General features: G+C 71.9%; 19 protein-coding genes. 13 read left to right on the plus strand and 6 right to left on the minus strand.

The features are described from left to right. Positions 1 to 66 precede the first annotated feature (66 nt). From Q9G87_RS39160 to Q9G87_RS39170, 3 genes are all read left to right on the plus strand, one after another. Positions 67 to 930, plus strand: coding sequence for a hypothetical protein (locus Q9G87_RS39160; protein WP_305921632.1), 864 nt, complete (start codon positions 67 to 69; stop codon positions 928 to 930). A gap of 203 nt (positions 931 to 1,133) precedes the next feature. Next, complete coding sequence (locus Q9G87_RS39165) at positions 1,134 to 1,901, plus strand: neutral zinc metallopeptidase (RefSeq protein ID WP_305921633.1); 768 nt, start codon at positions 1,134 to 1,136, stop codon at positions 1,899 to 1,901. Between the two features lie 243 nt (positions 1,902 to 2,144). Further along, positions 2,145 to 3,413: a hypothetical protein gene (locus tag Q9G87_RS39170; RefSeq protein ID WP_305921634.1), complete on the plus strand. Its 1,269-nt coding sequence runs from the start codon at positions 2,145 to 2,147 to the stop codon at positions 3,411 to 3,413. A 1-nt stretch (position 3,414) separates the two neighbouring features. Here Q9G87_RS39170 and Q9G87_RS39175 read toward each other — a convergent pair whose 3' ends face one another. Next, positions 3,415 to 3,987: an RNA polymerase sigma factor gene (locus tag Q9G87_RS39175; RefSeq protein ID WP_305921635.1), complete on the minus strand. Its 573-nt coding sequence runs from the start codon at positions 3,985 to 3,987 to the stop codon at positions 3,415 to 3,417. 179 nt (positions 3,988 to 4,166) lie between these two features. Between Q9G87_RS39175 and Q9G87_RS39180 the strand changes: the two genes are divergently transcribed. Genes Q9G87_RS39180 through Q9G87_RS39190 form a run of 3 tightly spaced genes read left to right on the plus strand, consistent with a single transcriptional unit; the run spans position 4,167 to position 9,398 of the window. Further along, positions 4,167 to 4,877 (plus strand): Crp/Fnr family transcriptional regulator, encoded by a 711-nt coding sequence (locus tag Q9G87_RS39180; protein WP_305921636.1) that lies wholly within the window; start codon positions 4,167 to 4,169, stop codon positions 4,875 to 4,877. 22 nt (positions 4,878 to 4,899) lie between these two features. Next, positions 4,900 to 6,195 (plus strand): oxygenase MpaB family protein, encoded by a 1,296-nt coding sequence (locus tag Q9G87_RS39185; RefSeq protein ID WP_305921637.1) that lies wholly within the window; start codon positions 4,900 to 4,902, stop codon positions 6,193 to 6,195. Continuing rightward, on the plus strand, positions 6,192 to 9,398 hold the full coding sequence (locus Q9G87_RS39190; RefSeq protein ID WP_305921638.1) for an ATP-binding protein: 3,207 nt from the start codon (positions 6,192 to 6,194) through the stop codon (positions 9,396 to 9,398). The genes Q9G87_RS39185 and Q9G87_RS39190 overlap by 4 nt, the downstream gene beginning before the upstream one ends. Positions 9,399 to 9,411: 13 nt before the next feature. On the opposite strand, the gene Q9G87_RS39195 is transcribed toward Q9G87_RS39190, so the two are convergent. Together Q9G87_RS39195 and Q9G87_RS39200 are read right to left on the minus strand one after the other, a co-directional pair. Beyond that, entirely contained in the window at positions 9,412 to 9,831 is a 420-nt protein-coding gene (locus Q9G87_RS39195; protein ID WP_305921639.1) for a hypothetical protein, read from the minus strand. 88 nt (positions 9,832 to 9,919) lie between these two features. Then, entirely contained in the window at positions 9,920 to 11,218 is a 1,299-nt protein-coding gene (locus tag Q9G87_RS39200) for an alpha-hydroxy acid oxidase (protein WP_305921640.1), read from the minus strand. An 86-nt stretch (positions 11,219 to 11,304) separates the two neighbouring features. Between Q9G87_RS39200 and Q9G87_RS39205 the strand changes: the two genes are divergently transcribed. Next, on the plus strand, positions 11,305 to 11,982 hold the full coding sequence (locus Q9G87_RS39205; protein WP_371825893.1) for an HD domain-containing protein: 678 nt from the start codon (positions 11,305 to 11,307) through the stop codon (positions 11,980 to 11,982). Here Q9G87_RS39205 and Q9G87_RS39210 read toward each other — a convergent pair. From Q9G87_RS39210 to Q9G87_RS39220, 3 genes are read right to left on the minus strand one after another with little or no spacing between them, the layout of a single operon-like run. Continuing rightward, the gene (locus Q9G87_RS39210) at positions 11,971 to 12,243 is read right to left on the minus strand and encodes a DUF4031 domain-containing protein (RefSeq protein ID WP_305921642.1); all 273 of its coding nucleotides are present in this window, start codon (positions 12,241 to 12,243) and stop codon (positions 11,971 to 11,973) included. The genes Q9G87_RS39205 and Q9G87_RS39210 overlap by 12 nt on opposite strands. Further along, on the minus strand, positions 12,240 to 12,995 hold the full coding sequence (locus tag Q9G87_RS39215; protein ID WP_305921643.1) for an HAD family hydrolase: 756 nt from the start codon (positions 12,993 to 12,995) through the stop codon (positions 12,240 to 12,242). Before Q9G87_RS39215 ends, Q9G87_RS39210 begins: the two co-directional genes overlap by 4 nt. Positions 12,996 to 13,013: 18 nt before the next feature. Beyond that, entirely contained in the window at positions 13,014 to 14,186 is a 1,173-nt protein-coding gene (locus tag Q9G87_RS39220) for a cytochrome P450 (protein WP_305921644.1), read from the minus strand. 306 nt (positions 14,187 to 14,492) lie between these two features. On the opposite strand from Q9G87_RS39220, the gene Q9G87_RS39225 reads away from it, so the two are divergent. The 6 genes from Q9G87_RS39225 (at position 14,493) to Q9G87_RS39250 (ending at position 20,911) form a co-directional block, all read left to right on the plus strand. Next, positions 14,493 to 15,731 (plus strand): hypothetical protein, encoded by a 1,239-nt coding sequence (locus tag Q9G87_RS39225; RefSeq protein ID WP_305921645.1) that lies wholly within the window; start codon positions 14,493 to 14,495, stop codon positions 15,729 to 15,731. Between the two features lie 21 nt (positions 15,732 to 15,752). Then, on the plus strand, positions 15,753 to 16,442 hold the full coding sequence (locus Q9G87_RS39230; RefSeq protein WP_305921646.1) for a DUF2786 domain-containing protein: 690 nt from the start codon (positions 15,753 to 15,755) through the stop codon (positions 16,440 to 16,442). A 140-nt stretch (positions 16,443 to 16,582) separates the two neighbouring features. Next, the gene (locus Q9G87_RS39235) at positions 16,583 to 17,653 is read left to right on the plus strand and encodes a hypothetical protein (RefSeq protein WP_305921647.1); all 1,071 of its coding nucleotides are present in this window, start codon (positions 16,583 to 16,585) and stop codon (positions 17,651 to 17,653) included. A gap of 138 nt (positions 17,654 to 17,791) precedes the next feature. Further along, positions 17,792 to 18,832, plus strand: coding sequence for an Ldh family oxidoreductase (locus Q9G87_RS39240; RefSeq protein ID WP_305921648.1), 1,041 nt, complete (start codon positions 17,792 to 17,794; stop codon positions 18,830 to 18,832). After that, a complete protein-coding gene (locus Q9G87_RS39245) occupies positions 18,833 to 20,143 on the plus strand; it encodes an MFS transporter (protein ID WP_305921649.1) in 1,311 nt (436 codons plus the stop codon). A gap of 3 nt (positions 20,144 to 20,146) precedes the next feature. Further along, the gene (locus Q9G87_RS39250) at positions 20,147 to 20,911 is read left to right on the plus strand and encodes an SDR family NAD(P)-dependent oxidoreductase (protein ID WP_305921650.1); all 765 of its coding nucleotides are present in this window, start codon (positions 20,147 to 20,149) and stop codon (positions 20,909 to 20,911) included. The last annotated feature ends 531 nt before the right edge of the window (positions 20,912 to 21,442 follow it).

The raw sequence follows: 21,442 nt of genomic DNA on the forward strand, positions 1-21,442 counted from the left end.
CTTCGCGGAATCCGCGGCTATTGTGACACTCAGGGCACTACGCGAACTCGCTCAGAGGGGGACGGTGTGGCCAGAGGCTGCGGCTTGGCGCTGGCGTCGATCGCCGCCTTCAGCGCGGTCGTCGTCACCGGCATCACCCTCTACGTGTGGGTCGGCCCCCCGGACGTGGTCCTCGCCGTGCTGCTCGCTCCGCTCATCCTGTGTGGCATCGTCGTCGGGCACGACGTGTCACGCCGTAGAGCGTTCGCCGCCGAGGAGCGCCGCCTGCTCGCCAGGGAACGGGACCATGTCAGGCGCACGGTCGATCTCGTCATGGACCCGGCGCTGACCGAGGAGGAACGCCTGGCCGTCCTGGACTGCTTCATCCCCAGGCTCGCCGAGGACCAGCCGGACGCGCCCGGCCCGGAGCGGTGCGTGGTCGTGTCCGAGCTGTCCCTGCCCTCGCGGGCCCTGCTGGAACGCGCCAGGCAGGCCGTGAGCACCGTCTACTCCTCCCAGGTCATGCGCCGCCGCCTGCTGGACGGCCTGGCCAACGAGGTGCTGCTGCCCGGGCAGCTCTGGGAGATCGCGACGCTCCTGCGGACGCAGACGCACCTGCAGGAAGAGCAGCACCGTGCCAGGCAAGGGGTGGTGACGCCGGAGCTGCTGGCGGTGCTGGAGCCCCAGCAGGAGGCGCTGAACCGGTCCGTCGCCGCCGTCACCGCCAGGGTCGAGGGCCTGGAGCGGTACGCCCGCCGCGTCCAGGAGGCCGACGCCGCCCTGCGGGCCCGCGAGGCCCTGGACAACAACGACAAATACCGCGCACTGCTGGCCCACACCGACGACACCGACGGGATGCGCGCGCTGGCCGCCCACGGCGACGCGCTGGAGGAGACCCTGGCCAAGAGCGTCCGCGAGGCCATCGAGGCGGGCCAGACCCTCGCTCCCTGACCCGTACCGGTTGGGGTCAAATCATCGTGTTCCGCCTATGCCGGATCATCCGCTCATGCCTAAAGACGCGGATCGACCGGGTCAAGCGTCATCGACAACGACGAAACGCTCTGGCGACCATGAGAGGGACGGCCCTCGAAAGGAGATCTCCGCACCCCGCACGGCGAAGACCGCACATCCTGGCCACGGGAGAAGGAGACGGCATGAGCGAGAAGCACGGGCTCATGGTGCTTGGCCCGGCATTCCTGGCAGTCCTCGTTTACGGATCGCCGGCACTGGCAGAGGAGGAGCCCACCGAACCGGAATCCACGGTGACGGCTGACGACAGGGAGAAGCCGTACGGCTTCAGGATCCCGCCGCGGCCGCGGGAACGGCAGGAACCGCCCTCTGTACCCATCGAGGAAACGTCCATCAAGATGAGGAAGGACGAGCGGGACGCGGTGCAGGTGGTGAACGAGTTCTGGGTGCGGAACTGGCCGAAGAACTTCACCGGTCCCTACAAGCCGCCCACCGTGGTGGGCCCGTACGATCCCACCTCCCCCGACCGGCCGACGTGCGGCGGCGAGCCGCTGGGCGCGCAGACCGCGCTCTACTGCGGCGGCGAGGCCGACTACATCGCTTGGGACAAGGACTTCATCGAAGGGATCCCGAGCGAGGAGGGGAACACGTTCCCGTATTTGGTGGTCGCCCACGAATGGGGACACGCCATCCAGCAACGCATCCCGGGACAGGTCTGGAGGGGCTACGAGCTGCAGGCGGACTGCCTGGCCGGTGCGACGCTCACCGGAGCGCACGAGGAGGGCCGGCTCGAGTGGGAGCCTCGAGATCCGGACAAGCTCTCCAGGGCTCTCACCCGAATCGCCGACAGTCATCCCTGGTCGAAGCCGGAGCATCACGGTGACGCCGAGCAGCGCGTCGCCTTCTTCGCCCTGGGTCAGGAAGGCGTCCAGGCCTGCGTTCAGGAGCCGTGAACTCACCCACCGAATCCGTGGCGGGCGATGCGACAGGCGCCGCATCGCCCGTCACTGCGTTGCGCACACCGGGAGGCGGCCGGGCGGACCCTGCAAGCCTTTCGCAAGTCGTCCCTCCTACGCTCGGTGCCCTCGGCGGCCACGGGAGACGAAGCCGGCCGCCGGGCTGTATCTGACGCCCATCGAGACGCTCTGACTCCTTGAGCGACTTGAGGCGACGGGACCAGCGAAACGGGAGACTTCATGTCCGACTCTCCGATGACCGCGGACGACGTGCTGCGCATCGCGGCCTACAAGGACCGCAGCCCGGCCCTCGAGGCCATGGTCATCGCCTACGCCTACCACCGCGTCGCCGGCGACCTGGCCGAGCACCTCGGCAAGGACGCCAACAACTGGTACTGCTACGCCACCTGGACCTCCAAGGCGGTGGGCGAGAGCCTCGACCTCACGCCCGCCTCGCCGTTCATCGAGGACTTCGGCCGCAAGCTGCGGGTGCCGCGCCGGTTCCGCCGGCTCTTCCGCGCCACGCTGCTCACCCTGCTCGGCCCCAGCTACCAGCTCGGCCTGGCGCTGGCCAACCGCGCGATCTTCCTCGAGACGGCCAGCCTCGCGGTCAACCTGTGGAACGACACGCCGGACCGGTTCCTGAAGGTGAGCCCGGAGTCGGACCTGACGCCGACGCCGCCCGAGTTCCTGACGGAGCTGCTGGAGCAGGCCGACGCCCGCTATTTGAAGGACGCGGCGCACCTGCTTCTGGAGGCCAGGGAGGCGACCGACCCGGCGGTGCGGGCCGAGCTGATGCTGGGCGCCAACATCGCGTTGTCGGCGTACGAGCAGAAACGTGCCCAGAAGGCCCTGGAACTGGTGCTCTACCGGCCGGTCAGGTGGCTGACCCGGGTGTCGTGGCGGTCGCTGCGTTCGATGATCATGCGCCGCCCGTTCCCGAGGTTCCGCCTGTACGCCGCCCGGCACGAGGACCAGCCGTGGCTGACCCGCACGCTGGAGGAGCTGTGGGCCGGGCTCTACACCCGCCACCTGTTCGCCGTGCAGACGCCGCTGAGCGACGTCAAGGTCGGCAAGCCGCTGACCGCGCCCGCGGGCGTGGACATGGCGAAGGTGTGGGCGCCGATCCAGCACGAGAAGGTGCGCAAGCTGGCCGAGGAGTTCATCACCGAGGACCAGGAGGCGTCCACGGCCGGGGTGGCCAACTGGGTGTCCTACCCCGACCGCATGCGCTTCATCGTCAGCTATTTCCGCGTCTACCAGCACGTGCGCGCCCTGTACGACGTGCCGTTCGACGACAAGGTCGCCGACGGGCTCGCCGAGGAGATGCGCCGCGGCCTGGTGCCGCAGGCCGTCAGCGAGATGTTCAAGAACGACCCCGCCCTGCCCACCGTCCGGCGCAAGGTCTACCGCTACCCGGCCGAGACGGACCCGGACGCGTACGAGATGGCGCACTTCGACTTCGAGCCGTTCCTGGAGGCGATCCCTCTTGACTCGGCGACTACATAGTTCAGTCCAGGAAGTCCCTGGTGATCTCGCGGGCCTGGAGGAGCCCGCGTAGCTTGGCGAAGCAGCGGGCTCGGGTGGGCCCGATGCTCCCTACCGGCCTGCCCAGCCTGCGGGCCACGTCCACGTAGTGCGGCTCGGAGGTTTCCGTGAGCGCCCTGAACAGGACGCGCTGCGCGTCCGGCAGCGCCTCGACCAGCTCGTCCAGCGTGCCGGCCAGCCACGCTCTGGCCAGCTCCTTGTCCACGTCGTCCGTGCTGCCCAGCGTGTCCAGGTCCGGAGTGCAGATCTCCTTCGTCTTCTTGGTGAGCTTCAGGCACTCGCGGAAGGCGATCGTGGCCAGCCAGCCGGCCATCCGCTGCCCGTCCGTCACGCTCTTGAGGTTCTGCCAGGCCAGCAGCCAGGTGGTCTGCAGCACGTCCTGGGCGTCCTCGTGGCCGAGCCTGAAGCGGCGGATGCGCGCCTTCAGCATCGGCGTGAACTCCTCGACCAGCCGCTCCCAGGCGAATGCGTCGCCGTCCTGCGCGGCCGACACGAGCGCGCCCGTGTCGAGGCGTTCGATTGTGTCCAACTGCATGTCCGACTCCCTGCCGGTCCGGGTACTCGGGGGGTCACTTCCGGCCGGCTACCCCACAGTCCGCCGGAAGATCGGCCGGCGCTGTTTCGGGCGTGACAGTCTGAATGTGGTCCTCGTCACATTTCGTAGATCGCTTACCGGATACTGTCCGGGCGTCGATTGCGGCCTAAAGTTCTTGCATGAACGGGCGCAGCGGGGCTCCACAGGACATCCAGCCGGTCGCCGCCGTGCTGGCGGAGATCCCGCTGTTCCGCGTACTCGGAGACAGCGGCATCCAGAGCACGGCGCGGGCCGGGCTGGCGCGGAGATATCGGTCCGGGCAGATCATCTTCCATCAGGGGGACCCGGGGGAGTCTCTCTACGTGCTGCTGGACGGCCTGGTGAAGGTCGTGTTCACCACCGAGCACGGCGACGAGATCGTGCTCAACATGCTCGGCCGCGGCGACACCTTCGGGGAGATGGCGCTGCTGGACGGCTCGCCGCGCTCGGCCTCGATCGTCACCGCGCGGCCGTCGTGGGTGTTCGCGCTGCCCAGGGCCCGGCTGCTGGAGCTGATGCGGGAGCATCCGGGGCTGGCCGACGAGTTCCTGCGCATGCTCGGGCACATGGTGCGCAGGCTCACCGGCCAGGCGGCCGACCTGGCCTTCCTGGACCTGGGCGGGCGGCTGGCGAAGCTGCTGTTGCAGCTGGCCGGCAAGCACGGCACCACCGAAGGCGTGGTGGATCTGCCGGGGCTGACGCAGTCGGACCTCGCCGCGCTGATCGGCGCGACACGGCCGGCGGTCAACCGGGCCCTGCAGTCGCTGGTGTCGAGGCGCCTCATCGCCATCGACGGCCGGACGATCACGCTGCTGGACGTCGCCGCCCTGCGCAAGCGGGGTGGGCTCTGACCGAATCTGGAGTACGGGGACCATGAACGATCGCAACGACGCCTACGAGCGCTGGCCGGAGGAGAGGTTCCGGCAGCTCAGGAAGCAGGCTGATCCGGCCGTCGACGAGGTGGTGGCCGCGTACCTGAGTGAGCAGCCCGAGGGGAGGGGCCCGCTGGAGCTGGTGCGGGCCGTGATCGAGGAGCTGGGGCGGGCCAAGCGGGAGGCCAGGGCGCCCTCGGGGGAGCCGCCCGCCTCCCGGATCTTCGACGCGCTCGACTTCGCCAGTGAGCTGCCCGACTGGGGCGACGACAAGGAGCTGCTGGCCAAGGGGCAGGCCGTGTTCGCCGACTACGGGCTTTACCAGTCGGCCGCGCTGTTCTGCAAGTGCCTGCCCATGGCGTACGTCGAGGTGTCCAGCGCCAAGGTGCTGGCCGGCGTGTCCAACCTCGCCACGCACAGCCTCACCCGCCGGGTCGCCGAGACCGGGCAGATGTTAGTCGACGTGATGGGGCTGAAGGCCACCGACAGCCTGCAGCCCGGTCGTCCGGGCCACACCACCGCGATCGGGCTGCGCATCCTGCACTCGTTCGTGCGTGCTCTGGTCGACGAGCGCTTCGGCGACACCTGGGACACCGAGCGGTTCGGGCCGCCGGTCAACCAGGAGCTCCTGCTGGCCACCGTCTTCGACTTCTCCGTGGTGACGTGGGAGGCCCTGGAGAGCATGGGCGTGGTGCTGACGGACGAGCAGCGCGCCGCCCACCTCTACACCTGGAGCGTGTTCGGCCACCTCATGGGCGTGGAGGCGTGCCAGGACGGGCCGCTCACACTGGAGGACGTGGTGCCCGTCAGCGAGCGCCTGGGCCGGCTCTACGAGTCCAGCCCCGAGGGCCGCAGGCTGATGGCCAGGCTCCTGGAGGAGATGGAGGAGTTCATGCACCTGGGCTGGCGCAAGCTGCCCCGCAGCCTGGTGCACTGGGTCTTCCGCGACGCCCGATACGGCGCCGACCGGGTGCCGGAGCTGCTCGGCGTGCCGCCGGCCGCGTGGTGGTTCACCGCCCTGTTCGCGGCGGCGCGGGCCGCGCACCGGCGGCCGTGGCTGGGCCGGCAGGCGGACTCCGTGGTGCGCTGGCTGGTGCGGCGGGCCGGGCGCGACATCGTGGTCGCCCTGGTCGACCGCCACTCCGGCGGCCAGGCGCCGTTCCGCATCCCCGCGGAGCTGGCCCGCGCCTGGCGGATCAAGCAGTCGAAGACCGCCGTGAAATCCCGCGAGATCCGCCACAGTGTCCGGCACAATATCCGGCAGAAGACAGTCGGGCGGAAAGGACTGCGCGCGTGACCGCCCCGCACGAGCCAGGCACGCTCACCACCGCGACGATCCTGTTCACCGACGTGGTGAGTTCCACTGCGCTGCGGATCAGGCTCGGCGAGGAGCGGGCCAACGTCGTCTTCCGCCGCCTCTACCAGCTGCTGCACTCCGTGGTGACGGCGAGCGGCTCGACGTTCACCAAGAGCCTGGGCGACGGGCTGATGGCCGTGTTCGACTCGGCGACCGCCGGGCTCGACGCCATCATCGCGGTGGAGCAGGCGGTGGCGGACGAGAACGAGCGCGCGATGGAGAAGATCTCCATCAAGGCCGCGCTGGCCGCAGGCGACGTGTGCTGGGGACACGACGACGTCAGCGGGCTGCCGACGGTGGAGGCGGCCCGGCTGGTCGCCATCGCCGAAGGCGGCCAGGTGCTCTGCACCGACCTGGTGCGGCGGCTGGCCCAGGGGCGCAGCCGGCACGAGTTCAAGGACCTGGGGCGGCTGCCGGGCAAGGGGCTGCGCGAGCCGTTGCACACCTACGAGCTGCACTGGCAGAACGCCGACCACCACCAGAGCGGCGGGCTGCCCACCTGGCTGGACAGCGGGCACGAGCTGCCGTTCGTGGGCCGGGACGAGGAGCTGCGGGCGCTGGACGGCGAGCTGGCGGCCGCCGAGTTCGGCAGCGGCCTGGTCATCCTGCAGGGCGATCCCGGGGTGGGCAAGACGCGGCTGGCCTCCATGGTGGCCAGGCAGGCGCTCAAGCGGCAGTTCACGGTGCTGGCGGGGCGGTGCACGGATCCGGCGCGGCAGGCGTACGAGCCGATCGCCGGCGCCGTAGAGCGGCTGGCCCGCACTTCGCCCGCGCTGCTGCTGCGGGCCGGGGTCGACCAGCAGTGCGGCCAGCTGGTGCGCCTGGCGCCGTCACTCGGCGCGCCGCCGATGTCGCTGCAGGTGCCGCCGGCCACCGAGCCGGTCTCGGAGCGCTACCAGCTGATGGCGGCGGCCCGCACCCTGATCGAGCGGCTGGCCACCGTGCGGCCGGTGCTGCTGGTGATCGACGACCTGCAGTGGGCGACGCTGGAGTCGCTGCAGATGCTGGGCTCCCTCATGTACGACGCCGAGGCCATGCCGCTGCTCATCCTGGCCACGTCGCGGCCGGTGCCGGTCGAGTCCGCCATGCCGGAGCTGCACAAGCTGACCGCCGACGGCCGCGTCGTGCAGGTCTCGTCGTTCGGCCTCGACGAGGTCTCCGACCTGCTGTCGGAGGTCCGCTCCGGCGGCGACCCCGAGCAGCTGCACCGGATCACCGGCGGCAACGCGTTCCTGATCAGCGAGGTGGCCAGAGAGCTGGCCGCGGGCAAGGACCTGGACGCGCTGGCCGTGCCCGACTCGGTCACGAGGATGGTGCTGGCCCGGCTGGCGCAGCTGCACCCGGACGCCAGGGACCTGATCAGCCTGCTGGCGGTGGGCGAGCGCATGGAGTCGGCCGAGCTGCGGCTGGGGCTGAGCCTGGACGAGGCGCGGTTCGTGGCCGCGGTGGAGGAGGCGCTGGGCGCCGGCCTGGTCACCATGTCGGGACGCGGCACCTGCCGGTTCTCCCACGAGCTGACGAGGAACGCTCTCTACGCGACGCTCTCCCCGCCGCGTGCCGGGCTGCTGCACGGACGGGTGGCCGACGCGTTGTGCCAGGCGGACCCGACGGCCATGGAGTCGCGGCCCTACGTGGTGGCCGCGCACCTGCTGGCCGCCGCCGAGCACGGCCGCGACCCGGCGCGCGTCGGCGCGGCCGCGGAGGCGGCGGTGCGCGCGGCGCAGCACGCCTTGGCCGGGCTGGCGCACCGCGAGGCGGTCACCTGGTATCAGCGGGTGCTGGAGCTGCTCGAGGACTTCCCCGGCGCCAGCCTGGAGCGGCGCGCGGAGCTGCTGCTGGAGTGCGGCACGGCGATGTGGCTGGCCGGACACCCCGAGGCCCGGCCGACCCTGGTGACGGCGGCGGACCTGGCCAGGGAGTGCGGCCGGGGCGATCTGATCGTCACGGCGGCGCTCGGCGGCGACCGCGGCTTCACCAGCATCTCGGCCGCCCCCGACCAGCAGCGCATCGCGTTGCTGACCGAGGCCAGGCGGCTGGTCGACTCCACCGACGTGAGCACCAGAGCGCTGCTGGCGGCCCATCTCGCCTCGGAGCTGATCTGGGCGCCCGACGGGGAGCGCCGTTTCGCGCTGAGCGACGAGGCCGTGGCGCTGGCCCGCAAATCCGGCGACGCGCGCACGCTGGCCCTGGTGCTGTGCCTGCGCAGCCTCACCATCATCCCCGCCGATCCGCTGCACCAGCGCCACCGCGACGGCGACGAGATGCTGCAGGCGGCCCGCAGGACCGGCGACGACCTGGTGTTGTTCCACGGTTACATGCAGCGGACGCCTCCCGTCCTGGACAGCGGCGACGCGGCCCGCGCCGCCGCGCTGCTGGACCAGGCAGACGAACTGGCGCACCGGCTGGCGCAGCCCTACCTCCACTGGCTGGTCGGCTACTCCAAGAGCGGGCTGACTCTCATGCAGGGCGATCTCACGCAGGCGGAGGCGGAGGCGACGGCGGCCATGCGGCTCGGCTCGGAGATCGGCCGCCGCCTGGAGGCCGTGGCGATCTACTCCGAGCAGATCGCCGAGATCCGGCGGCTCCAGGGACGGTTGTGGGAGTTGCGTGACCGGCTGCGCCGCGCCGCCCAGGCGCCCCGCGTGGACCCCGTGCACGCGGTGCTGCGCTATCTCTGCGAGATGGGCGACGAGGAGGCCGGCCCGCTGCTCGATCGCATCCTGGCCGACCAGGGCGCGGTGCCGCCGCGCACCATGGGGCACCGGCCCGCCCTGGACAACCTGGCCGTGGCCGCCTCCCGGCTCGGGCGGGCGGACCTGGCCGCGCAGCTCTACGGCTCGCTGGCCGCCGAGGGCGAGACGTTCGGCCACAGCACGGTGGCGCACCACTGCGGGCACCACTACCTGGCTCATCTGTGCGTGACGATGGGCGACCTGCCGCGCGCCGCGGAGCACTTCGAGGCCGCCGCGGAGGTGCACGAGCGGAGGGAGGTGCCGCTCATGCTCGCCGAATCCCTGCTGGACTGGGCGGACCTGCTGGACGCAGGCCAGGTGAGCGGCCCCAAACCGGCGGACCTGCGCGAATGGTGTGCCTCCCTGCTGTCCGGCCGCGGCGCCCTCCTCCTGGAGCGCCGGCTGCGCTGACCTCATCCGCGGGTCATTCCTTCACCACGATCTTGCTGAGCACCACGAACCCGCCGAGCGCCCCCGCGGTGCCGGCGGCGGTCGTGGTGGTGAGGTTGACCACGAGATCATAGGTGCCGGGGGCGAGCTGACCGCGCATCGGGATGGAGGCCGTATATCGGCCCGACCCCGGTGTGAAGGTCATCTCCACGGGGGGCGAAGGATGCCTCGACTCGCCACCGCCCAGCAGGTCGGCGATGATCTCCAATTGCCAGCAGCCGGCCAGCCAGTCGACGAGCTCGCCGGTGACCTCCCAGCTCACGTCCACGGTCCACCCCTCGCCGCGCCGCACGACGGTCGTGGGTTGCGCGCCCGGATCGACAACCTGGCCGTGGAGAGCACCGGCCAGCTGCTCGGCCGGTACCTTCATCACCTGGAAATCTCCGGTTGCCATCTGTTCTCCCTTCAGTGAGGACCGTGTCCCCGTGTGAAGGAGCAGAGAGCCGGCACCGGCGGTCAGATACGCGTCCGTCGGCGAGATGTCAGGACGGGCGCAGGCGCACGACATCGCGGTCGAGCCCGCCGACGCCGCCCACGCCGAGCAACTGCGTCGTCCGTACGAGCTCGGCGTGCAGCAGGTCGAGCACCCGCGTCACCCCCGCCTCGCCGCCGGCCATCAGCCCGTACAGGTAGGCCCTGCCGATGAAGCACGCCCGCGCGCCCAGGGCGACCGCGGCGGCCACATCGGCCCCGCTGCGGACGCCGCCGTCCAGGAAGACCTCCGTGCGATCCCCCACGGCGTCCACCACCTCGGGGAGCAGCTCCAGCGGCGTGGGGGAGCGGTCGAGCTGCCGCCCGCCGTGGTTGGACACCACCAGGCCGTCCACCCCGACGGCGGCCAGGTCCTTGGCATCGTCCACCCGCTGCACGCCCTTGACCAGCAGCTGCCCCTGCCACGCCGACCTGATCCACTCCAGGTCCTTGATCGTCACGGACGGGTCGAACATCACGTTCGTGATCCCGGCCAGGTCGTCAGGTGCGCCGTCCACTGTGGCGAACCTGAGCGGCTCGCTGGTGACGAAGTCGAACCACCACGCCGGCCGCCGCAGCGCCTGCAGCACACTGCGCCAGCGCAGCGACGGCGGGACCGTCAGCCCGTGCCGCACGTCACGCAGCCGCGCCCCGGCCACCGGCACGTCCACGGTCACCACCAGCACGTCCATGCCCGCGTCCCTGGCCAGGGACAACGTCTCCAGGGTGCGGGCGCGCTCGCGCACGACGTAGAGCTGGAACCAGTTCCACCCGCCGGGCGCCGCGGCCGCCACGTCCTGCGCGGTCGTGGTGCCCATGGTGGACAGCGTGTACGGCACTCCGGCCCGCTCCGCCGCCCTGGCCACCGCCCGCTCGCCCGCCCGGTGCATCATCCTGGTGAACCCGGTGGGCCCGAGCACGACCGGCATCGCGATCCGCCGGCCCAGGATCTCGGCCGCCGTCGGGGCCTCGGCGACGTCCCGCAGCACTCGCGGGCGGAACTCCACCCGCCCGAACGCCTCCACCGCCCTGGCCATCGACCGCTCACCCTCGGCGGCGCCGTCGACGTAGTCGAACACCATCCGGGGCGCCCGCTTCATGGCCAGCCGTCGCAGATCCTCGACGTCGGCGGCGTCCGCCACCCGCTTGGCCCCGCCCAGCCGCGGCCACCCGGGCAACACGGTCCGCAGCTCCCGCCACCGGGGCAGGCGCCGTGGTTCCTTCGGTGCCGTGTCGATGCCCAGGACGCTACCAAAGTACGGTGGAGTGGTGATCGACGCCCCGCTCCCCACCTGCCGGGTTCGCAGCACCGCCGACTCACGATCATGCGTGGGGCCGCAGCCGGGTCAGACCAATCGAAGGCGGTGCGGTGGCGGTGAGTGACGGGGCGGGCCGGATGGGGGAGCCGGGAGCGGCCGCCGGGAGGCGAGCTGGACGCGGCCGCCGGTGGGAGGCACTGGTTCAGCGGTGGGAGGTGCTCGCGGGGGGCTCGCCGGCCGCGCGGGCCCTCGGCGCCGAGCTGGTCGCCCGGTGGGCCGAGCCGCATCGCCGCTACCACGACCTCGCCCACCTGACCGCCGTGCTCGACGCCGTCGGCGAGCTGGCGGGCGAGGCCGAGGACCCGGCGGCGGTGCGCCTGGCCGCCTGGTTCCACGACGCGGTCTACGACGGCAGGCCGGGCTGGGACGAGGAACGCAGCGCCCAGCTGGCCCAGTCGCGGCTGCCCAGGTGCGGCGTGCCCGCGGCCCGGATCGGCGAGACCGCCAGGCTGGTACGCCTCACCGCCGCCCATGACACCCTGGCCGACGGCGACGCCAACGGCGCGGTCCTGTGCGACGCGGACCTGGCCGTCCTGGGCCGCCCCGGGTACGACGCCTACGCGGCCGCCATCCGCCAGGAGTATGCCCACGTGCCCGACGACCTGTTCAGGGCAGGCCGCGCCGAGGTGCTGCGCCGCCTGCTGGCTGCGCCCCGCCTCTACCGCACTGCCCAGGCGGCAGGCCTGTGGGAGGAACGCGCCCGCGCCAACATGACGGCCGAACTGGCCAGGCTCACGGCGGGTTCAGCGGGGTGAGTGGCGTTTGCGGCGGCGCAGGCCCGCGGCGATCAGCCGCCGTAACAGCTCGCGCGAGCTGACCGCCTCGGCCCCCAGCGACACCGCCCGCGCGTGCACGGTCTCCGGCACGTCGTAGTGATCCCGGTCGAACGCCCGCGCCGGCACCCCCAGCCGTGCCGCGAAGTCGTGCAGCTCCTCCAGCGAGCGGTCGCTGACCAGGTGCGACCACATCAGGCCGCGCGGGCCCGGCCAGTGGGGAGGGTCGATGAGAACGGTCACGTCGTCAAGGGTAGGACCCTGCCGCGCACCTCGATCTCGCCCAGCCCGGTCACCACGACCTCGGCCCCGCGATCACGCGGCTCGCCCGGGCCGCCGCCTTCCCCGGCCACCCCCACCACCAGCCCGAACCCGCCCTTCCTTCCCGCTTCGATCCCGGGCAGCGCCGCGGCCACCACCGCGATCTTGTCCGCGGGCAGGTCGAGCCGGCGTGCTGCCTCCAGGAACAGGGCGGGCTCCGGCATGCCGGGCAGGTTCATCAGGGCCGCGTCGTTCCCGTCGATGAGGACGTCGAACAGATGGGACAGGCCCGCCGAGTTCACCAGCTTGCGCCCGTGCAGGCTGGGGGACACGGCCCCGGTACGGGCGCCCCGCCGCCGCAGCTCGTGCAGCAGGGCGACCGTGGCCGGGAACGCGGCGACGCCGTACTTGTCCACCTGCGCGACGAAGATCTGATCCTTGGCCAGCCCCAGCCCGTGCACGGTGGGCGCGCCGGGCTCGTCGTCCGGCGACCCCTCGGGCAGCGTGATGCCGCGCGAGGCCAGGAACGTGCGGATGCCGTCCAGCCGCGGCCGCCCGTCCACATGGCGCAGGTAGTCGTCGCGGATGTCGAACGGTCTCGAGCGGCCGCGCAGGAACGCGTCGAAGACGTGCTTCCAGGCGGCCGCGTGCCCCCGCGCGGTGTCGGTGACCACCCCGTCGGTGTCGAACACGACGGCGCTGATCCTCGCCAGGTCGATGACAAGCTCGCTCACAGTGCGAACGTAACCGCTCTACCAGGCGACGGGTAGCTCCTTGACGCCGTAGACGATGGCGAGCTCCCTGAACGGCACCTCGCCCTCGATCCGCAGTGTCGGGAACCGGCGCAGCAGGGCGCGGAAGGCGATGCGCATCTCCATCTGCGCCAGCGGCGCGCCGACGCAGCGGTGGATGCCGTGGCCGAACGCCAGGTGCGAGACGTCCCGGCCGGGCCGGATCGCGTCGATGTCGTCGCCCAGGGCCGGGTCGCGGTTGGCGCCGATCAGCGAGCACAGCACCAGCTCGCCCTTCTTGATCTGCACCCCGTGCAGCTCCAGGTCGTCGCGGGCGAAGCGGGGGAAGGCCACCTGCACGACCGACATGTAGCGCAGCAGCTCCTCGACCACGTCGTTGACGTAGCCGTCGACCTCGCGCACCTTCGCGGCCTGCTCCGGGTTCTGCAGCAGCCACAGCGTGCCCAGCGCGAGCATGCTGGTGCTGGTGTCGTGCCCGCCGGTCAGCAGGCCGTCGGCCATGCTGGCCAGCGTGCGGTCGTCCAGCTCATCGCCGTGGTCGCGCAGGAGCTGCCCCAGCAGGCCCTCGCCGGGGTTCTGCCGCTCCCTGGCGACCAGCTCCGTCAGGTACGTCATCGCGTCGTTGATCGCCTGCAGCGACGCCTCGGGCCCGGCCGTGAAGTCGAAGCGGTCCTTGCTGATCTTGACGAACCCGGCGCGCTCGTCATACGGCACGCCCAGCAGCTCGCACACCACCAGCGACGGGATCGGCAGCGCGAACTCCTCGAACAGGTCCACCGGCATGCTCTCGGCGCCCTTGGCCTCGATGCGGTCCAGCGCCTCCTCGACCATGGCCTCGATGCGCGGCTCCATCCTCCGCAGGCGCCGCATGGTGAACTCGGGGGTCAGGAACTTGCGCAGGCGGGTGTGCTCGGGCGGGTCGCGGAAGCCGAGGCCGCCCGGGTCCTCCTGGTTGGAGCCGAGACCGATGACGCCCGCGAAGTCGTTGCTGAAGCGCTCGTGATCGCCGAGCACGGCGCGGACGTCCTCCCAGCGGGTGACGAGGTAAACCGTCTGATCGCCGGGGATCTCCATCGGAAAGACCGGGTGCTCGGCCCGGATGCGTCCGAGCTCGTCCACCGGGTCCAAGCCGTCGCGCATGAACTGGACGAGCGGGAACTCATTGTCTGACATCGATATCCGTCCTGCTGGGATACATCGCACGATCTTGGGATAAATCCCTCGATCGATGGTCCCATCCAGAAGAGCGTTCGGTGCCCTCCGAAAGGACGAATTTTTGTCTCAGACCTGCGACGATCACCGCCTCGTCAGCCGCCGTGCCCTCACTCCGACGGCCGGCAGGGCAACGCGACACACCGGTGATGGTGGGAATCAGGAGCAAACTGAGGAAGCAGCTTGCGTTTGGCGTACAAGATGGCGACATTCTGCGATGATCTCGTCGCATAGAGCCGGAGCCACAGCCATCACGGATAGTGACAGATGCCGACATTCGAGGAAATAGCAGGCTTCGTCAGCGAGAAGCCGCTCGCCACCGCTGTCATCGCGCTGCTCGGCCTGGCCGGGCTGGCGCTCGCGTTCCTGGTGATCAGGGTCGCGTGGAAAGCCACAGCCTGGCTGCTCGCCAGATACGTCGCCCCGCGTCCGGTCGAGGACGTGCTGACCATCATGGCCGCCTCCATCGCCACGGGCGTGTCCGCGCAGGGTATGTGGCGCTTCTCACAGGATGTGCTGGGGCTGGACGGGCCGCTCAGGTTACTGCTGTTCGCGTTCATTGAGATCGCGATCATCACGAGCGCCGTCCGCGCCCGCCGCAACATGCGCGAGAACTTCTCCGCCGGCATCGACGGCATCGCCGTGTGGGCGCTGACCTGCCTGACCGCCGTGTTGTCCAGCATGGACGCGCGAAGCCTGCCCGAGGCCGTGTTCCGGCTGGCCGCCCCGCTGGTGGCGGCCTGGCTGTGGGAGCGTGGCATGGCCATCGAACGCCACCGCATCCGCGGCACCGGCCGCATCAACTGGCGGCTCACGCCCGACCGGGCGCTGGTCAGGCTCGGCCTGGCCGAGGTCAGCGACCGTACGACCAGCGAGGTCGACGCGCATCGCAGGCTCACCCGGGTCGCGCTGGCCGCCAAGCGGGCCAAGGCGCTGCGCGAGGGCGGGGCTTCCGACCGCAAGATGCGCCATGCGCTGGCCAAACTCGACAAGGCCATGGACCAGGCCGTCGAGCACACCGGCCTGGCCGTGGACCCGGCCCGGCAGGAGGCGCTGCTGGCCCAGATCGCCGCGCTCTACAACACCTCCGCGCTCATCGACGCCGACCCCCGCGTGCCCTGGGAGCCCGAGGCCGACCACCACCCGGTTCCCGCCCGCCCGGCGCTGCCGCCCGCACTGGCCGAGCTCGTCAACGACGAGGACGAGGACGTCGAGGTGCTCGACACCACCCCGCAGGTCGTCTCCACCGCCGAGCGCGCGGCGCAGATCCGGGCCGCCCGCGAGTTCTGGGACCGGCAGATCGCCAAAGGCATCGTGCCGCGTACCGTGGACATCGCTCAGGAGATCGGGATCTCGCTGGCCACGGCGCGCGAGTATCGTGCCCTATGGAAGCTGGAGCCGCAGGCGCACGCCATCATCGAGGCGCTGTACCAGCAGCACGGCATCGTGGACACCGGCGCCTTCCCCGTGCTCGGAGCCGACGGGAGGGTGCTGACCAAGCACTGAGGGCACCGGGGGAGCACACGCTTGCGGGAGCGCACACTCGATCGCGTCAGGAAACTCCTGGCCAAGGCCGAACGCACCGACAACGACCACGAGCGGGCCACGTTCATGGCGGCGGCTTCGGCGCTCATGGCCAAGCACGGCATCGACGCGCTCCCGCCCGCCGGCACGCGGCAGGTGCCCGGCGACCGGATCGTCACCCTGCCGGGCCCGTGGGCCGGGGAGAAGGCCCGCCTCGTGAGCCTGGTGGCGCAGGCCGTGCGCTGCCGGCCGCTGCTCATCGGGCGGGGGGACGGCGGGCAGCGGGTGCACGTGTTCGGGTTCGCCGCCGACCTGGAGCGCGCCGACCTGCTGGCGACGTCGCTGCTGCTGCAGATGGCCTCCGGGCTGGCGCGCGTACGGGTCCCCGAGGACGTCACGGCCGTGCGGGCGTATCGGCGGTCGTGGCTGCTGGGGTTCACCGACGAGGTCTACAGGCTGCTGTGCGCGGCCGAGTCCCGGGCCGAGGCCGACGCCGCCGGCACGGGCACCGAGCTTGTGCTGGCCGATCGGCGTGGCGAGGTGGAGCGGGCGGTCGCAGCCCACTACCCGCACATCAGGATGAGCGTGCCCCGCACCAGTGGCTCCGGGTACCGCGCCGGCGTGGCCGCCGGTCGCCGCGCCGACCTCGGCCGCACCGGTATGCCGGCCGCCACGGCCCGCGAGCTCACCTGACGAGGGAAATACGTTCTGCCGCCCATGCGCGGCGCCAATCGCGAACTGGTCGCATTCACTGTGCGCGAATGATCACCCTTGGCGAAGATCCGTCATGCGTTTACGCTGTGATCGTTTTGTCTTCCGCCTACGGAGTGATCATGGGTTTAGCACGGACGAGCATCACCGCCCTGGCCGGCGCTCTCATCGTGGCGTCCGCGGGGCAGGCAGCAGGCGCGAGCCCGGCCGCGGCAGACGCGTGCCCGGCGACCACCGACCAGTGGCAGGCCGTCGATCTGGGAGTGATCGGCCGCGCGCTCGACATCAATGACCAGGGGCAGATCGCCGGTTGGGCAACCAACGCGGCAGGCCGTTCCCAGGCGATGATCTGGGACGACGGCCAGGTCATCGACGTGGGCACCCTCGGAGGTCCCACGAGCAGCGCATCGGCCATCGACGAGGACGGCCGTGTCGTCGGCAACAGCTACACGGCGGACAGCAAGGGCCACGGCTTCCTCTGGCACAACGGGACGATGGAGGATCTGGGCAACTTCGGCGCGCTCACCTTTCCCAGGGACGTCAGCCAGGGCGTCATCGTCGGCGACTACGTCGGCCTGCAGCCCGACGGCACCCGGCGCACGCAGGCCTTCGTGATCCGGAACGGTGTCAAGACCGATCTCCATGTGGTCGCCGGCAGCGGGGCCTCAGACGTCAACAAGGCCGGCGAGATCGCCGGCACGCACCGCCGCACCGAAACGGTCGGCCTGCCGGCGGACCAGCAGACGCAGCGCGCCTTCCTCTGGGAGAACGGCGCCGTCACGGAGCTGGGCACGCTGGGCGGAATCTGGAGCCAGGCCAGCGGCCTCAACAACCACGGCCACGTCGTCGGCCAGTCGGCGCTTGGCGCGGACGGCGTGCTCCAGGCCGGATTCGTGTGGAGCCGCGAGACCGGCATGCGCCCCATCGAGGACGGCGACGGCCTGGCATGGCCGGCGGCCATCAACGACAACGGTGTGATCGTCGGAACGCACGCCTGCGACGCGGCCGGCGGCGCCGCCCACCCGGCGGTGTGGACCGACCCTGTGCACGCGCCGGTCCGGCTGCCGGACCCGGCGGGAGGTTCGGGGACGGCCGCCAACGCCATCAACACCAACGGGGAGATCGTCGGGACGGCGATGTACCCCAGCAATCAGCAGCACGCCGTCCTCTGGAGGCCCAACGCCGCCGGCTGACCCCGTGACCCTTCGCCCCGCTGGCCGCGCGGGGCGGGGCCCAGGGCCTGGTAAGCCCTTTCCGGAGATCCGTTTGGTGTGGCGTGGATCGGGCATAAGCGCGCACACGGAACGCCTCACGATGAGGATAGGCATCCCGTGAACGCATCCCCCCGCCTCATCACCGCCGACGACCTCCGCGACCTCGCCCGTGACCTCCTGGTCGCGGCCGGCGCGCCCGCCGGCACCGCGGTGACGGTCGCCGCGTCCCTGGTCGAGGCCGACCTCGCCGGGCACGGCTCGCACGGCGTGCGGCGGCTGACGCCTTACCTCGACAGGATCGAGGCAGGCGTGATCGTGCCCGACGCCCGCCCCGAGGTGATCTCGCGCCGCGGCGCCACCGCGGTCGTCTCCGGGCGGCGCGGCTTCGGGCAGGCCGCGGCCTGGCTGGCCGCCGGCGAGGCGGCGCGGCTGGCCCGGGAGCACGGCACGGGCGTCGTCGCGATCAGGGAGTGCAACCACGTCGGCAGGCTCGGCGAGTACGCCGAGTCGCTGGCCGCGCGGGGCCTGATCGCGCAGGTCGTCGGCAACGCCGACCCCACCGTCGCCCCGTACGGCGGGCGCCGCAGGATGCTCGGCACCAACCCCATGGCCTGGGCCGTGCCCCGGGCCGGCGGCGCGGCCGTGGTCATGGACTGGGCCACCGCCGCCATGGCCGAGGGCAAGCTGGGCCTGCTGCGCGGGACCGGCTCGCCGGCCCCGGAAGGGGTGCTCGTGGACCCCGGCGGCCGTCCCTCCACCGACCCGGACGACTTCTACCGGGGCGGGGCGCTGCTGCCGTTCGGCGGCCACAAGGGGTACGGCCTGAGCGTCCTCATCGAGCTGGTCGGCGGCCTGCTCACGGGCACTGGCACCGCCTGCTCGCCGGAGTACGACGGCACGTTCGGCACGGTGATCAGCGCGGTCGACATCGCCGCCTTCGTTCCTCTGGAGAGCTACATCGCCCAGGTCGAGACCTTCTGCGAGGCCCTGCGTGCCTCCGGCCCCGGCGTGGTCGTGCCGGGCGAGCCCGAGACCGAGGCACGTACGGCGCGGCTGAAGGAGGGGATCCCGGTGCCCGCCCCGGTGTGGGCGGAGCTGGCGGCGCTCGCCTCGCGACTCGGCGTTCCGTGGCCTGACACGCCCCCCGGAGGAGGTTAGATGTCCGCCACACCCGAGTTGAAGCGCGTCGTCCTGGGCGCCCTCGTCGGCACCGCCCTGGAGTGGTACGACTTCTTCATCTACGGCACCGCCGCCGCCCTCGTCTTCAACCGGTTGTTCTTCACCCAGGCCGACCCGGCCGCGGGCACGATCGCCGCGTTCGCCACGTTCGGCGTGGGGTTCGTGGTGCGGCCGTTCGGCGGCGTGTTGTTCGGCCACCTCGGCGACAAGATCGGCCGCCGCTCCACGCTGATCATCACGACCGTCATCATGGGCGTGTCCACCGGCCTGATCGGCCTGCTGCCCACCTACCCCGCCATCGGCGTGGCGGCGCCCATCCTCCTCACGCTCCTCCGCGTCTGCCAGGGACTCGGGGCGGGCGCGGAGTTCGGCGGCGCGGCCACGCTGCTGGCCGAGCACGCCCCGCCGGGACGGCGCGGCTACTACGCCTCCTACGCCCAGACCGGCGTGCAGATCGGCCTCGTGCTCGGCACCTCGGCGTTCCTGCTGGTGCAGCTCCTGCCCGAGGAGGACTTCCTGTCCTGGGGCTGGCGGCTGCCGTTCCTGGTGAGCTTCGCGCTCATCGGGGTGGCCCTGTACGTGCGGCTGCGGGTGGCCGAGTCGCCGGTGTTCCGCGACATGGAGCGGAGCCGTGAGATCGTCAAACTGCCGATCAGGGACGCGATCGTCCGCTACCCGCGCAACTTCCTCATCGGGGTCGGGGCGCACATCTGCGACACGGCCGTGGTGTACACGCTGTCCACGTTCAGCGTCGCGTACGCCATCGCCGAGCTCGGCCTGTCCAACCGGACGGCGCTGCTGGGCGTCATCCTGTTCGGGCTGACCGTGATCGTGCTCCAGCCCGTGTACGGGCATCTGTCCGACCGGGTGGGGCGGCGGCCGCTCAACCTGTTCAGCGTGGTGTTCGTGGCGCTCTTCGTCTACCCGTACTTCCTCATGGTCGGCACCGGTGTGCCCGTGGTTGTGTGGCTGGCGATGATGATCATGGGGGCCTTCGGGTTCGCGCCGCAGGTGGCCGTGCAGCCGGTGTTCTACGCCGAGTTGTTCGGCGCCCGGGTGCGCTACACCGGGTTCGCCGCCTCGCGCGAGCTGGGGGCGGCTCTGGCCGGGTTCTCGCCCCTGATCGGCGCGGCGCTCGCGGCGCGGCTCGGCGGGGCGCCGTGGCTGGTCGCGGCGTTCCTGATCGCGACGGCGCTGATCTCGTTCGGGGCGTTCTGGGCCTCGCGGGAGACCAAGGATCTGGACATCGCGGCCGTCGACCCGGTGCGGCGTCCTGTCGTGGAGGAGTAGGTCATGGACATCAACGGCAGCGTCGCCGTGATCACCGGCGGCGGCACCGGCATCGGCGCGGCCGTGGCCGAAAGCCTGGCCAGGAAGGGCGCGGAGGCCGTGGTGGTCAACTACTCGCGCTCGGCGGCGGACGCCCAGGCGACCGTCGCCCGCCTGGCCGGCCTGGGCTGCAAGGCCGAGGCGATGGCCGCCGACGTGGCCGACGATGCCGCCGTGCGGCGCATGGCCGAGCGGGTACGCGACCGGTACGGGCGCGTCGACGTGCTGGTGTGCAACGCGGGGACGACCAAGTGGGTGCCGTTCCCCGACCTGGAGGGGCTCACCGACGACGTGTGGCGGCACGTCATGGGCGTCAACCTCATGGGGCCCTTCTACTGCGCCCGCGCCTTCGCCCCCGACCTGCGCTCCGCCCGCGGCGCCATCGTCAACGTGTCCTCCATCGCCGGGATCCTCGCCACCGGCTCCTCGATGGCGTACGGCGTCAGCAAGGCCGCCCTGATCCAGCTCACCCGTGACCTGGCGGTCGCTCTGGGACCTGAGGTGCGGGTGAACGCGGTCGCGCCCGGCATCGTGGCGACCCGCTGGCACATCGACCGGGTGGGGCAGCAGGGCTTCGCGGAGATGACGGCGCGGGAGGAGGCCAAGGCGCCGCTGCGGCGCACGGCCCAGCCCGAGCACATCGCCCAGATGGTGACCGCCTTACTGGAGGCGGACATGGTGACGGGGGAGGTGCTGGTGGGCGACGGCGGCCGCCACCTGACCTACTGACGCCACCGCCCGCGCTGCGCCGCGCTGCGCCGCGCTGCGCCGCGCTGCGCCGCCCTGCGCCGCCCTGCGCCGCGCTGCGCCGCCCTGCGCCGCGCTGCGCCGCCCTGCGCCGCCCTGCGCCGCGCTGCGCCGCGCTGCGCCGCGCTGCGCCGCCCTGCGCCGCGCTGCGCCGCCCTGCGCCGCCCTGCGCCGTGCCGCGACGCCCTGCGCCGTGCCGCGCCGCCCTGCGCCGCCGTGTTGCGCCGCCGTGTTGCGCCGCCCTGTGCCGCCGTGTTGCGCTGCCTGTGCCGCCGTGCTGCGCCGCGGCCGGCGTGTTGCGCTGCCTGCGCCGCCGTGTTGCGCCGCCCGGGCCGCCGTGCTGCGCCGTGCCGTGCCGCGCTGCCTCGCCCGTGGAGCCTGGCTGCCCCGCTGTTTTCGTGCGGGACGCAGCCAGCGCCGTGGCGGTGTGCTCCTGGGCGGTGCGGAGGGTCAACGGCGCCTGCGTTCGGCGGAAGCGCCCGGTTGGCCGTCCGAGGCGGTGGGCCATCGGAC

The organism is Nonomuraea turcica (genome assembly GCF_030718205.1).
Classification (GTDB): Bacteria; Actinomycetota; Actinomycetes; order Streptosporangiales; family Streptosporangiaceae; genus Nonomuraea.

Coding starts and splice junctions, on each gene's coding strand:
- Q9G87_RS39175 (WP_305921635.1), bottom strand. CDS start 3,987: ATGCAGTTGGACACAATCGAACGCCTCGACACGGGCGCGCTCGTGTCG.
- Q9G87_RS39170 (WP_305921634.1), top strand. CDS start 2,145: ATGTCCGACTCTCCGATGACCGCGGACGACGTGCTGCGCATCGCGGCC.
- Q9G87_RS39165 (WP_305921633.1), top strand. CDS start 1,134: ATGAGCGAGAAGCACGGGCTCATGGTGCTTGGCCCGGCATTCCTGGCA.
- Q9G87_RS39180 (WP_305921636.1), top strand. CDS start 4,167: ATGAACGGGCGCAGCGGGGCTCCACAGGACATCCAGCCGGTCGCCGCC.
- Q9G87_RS39220 (WP_305921644.1), bottom strand. CDS start 14,186: ATGTCAGACAATGAGTTCCCGCTCGTCCAGTTCATGCGCGACGGCTTG.
- Q9G87_RS39185 (WP_305921637.1), top strand. CDS start 4,900: ATGAACGATCGCAACGACGCCTACGAGCGCTGGCCGGAGGAGAGGTTC.
- Q9G87_RS39235 (WP_305921647.1), top strand. CDS start 16,583: ATGGGTTTAGCACGGACGAGCATCACCGCCCTGGCCGGCGCTCTCATC.
- Q9G87_RS39250 (WP_305921650.1), top strand. CDS start 20,147: ATGGACATCAACGGCAGCGTCGCCGTGATCACCGGCGGCGGCACCGGC.
- Q9G87_RS39205 (WP_371825893.1), top strand. CDS start 11,305: ATGGGGGAGCCGGGAGCGGCCGCCGGGAGGCGAGCTGGACGCGGCCGC.
- Q9G87_RS39195 (WP_305921639.1), bottom strand. CDS start 9,831: ATGGCAACCGGAGATTTCCAGGTGATGAAGGTACCGGCCGAGCAGCTG.
- Q9G87_RS39245 (WP_305921649.1), top strand. CDS start 18,833: ATGTCCGCCACACCCGAGTTGAAGCGCGTCGTCCTGGGCGCCCTCGTC.
- Q9G87_RS39225 (WP_305921645.1), top strand. CDS start 14,493: ATGCCGACATTCGAGGAAATAGCAGGCTTCGTCAGCGAGAAGCCGCTC.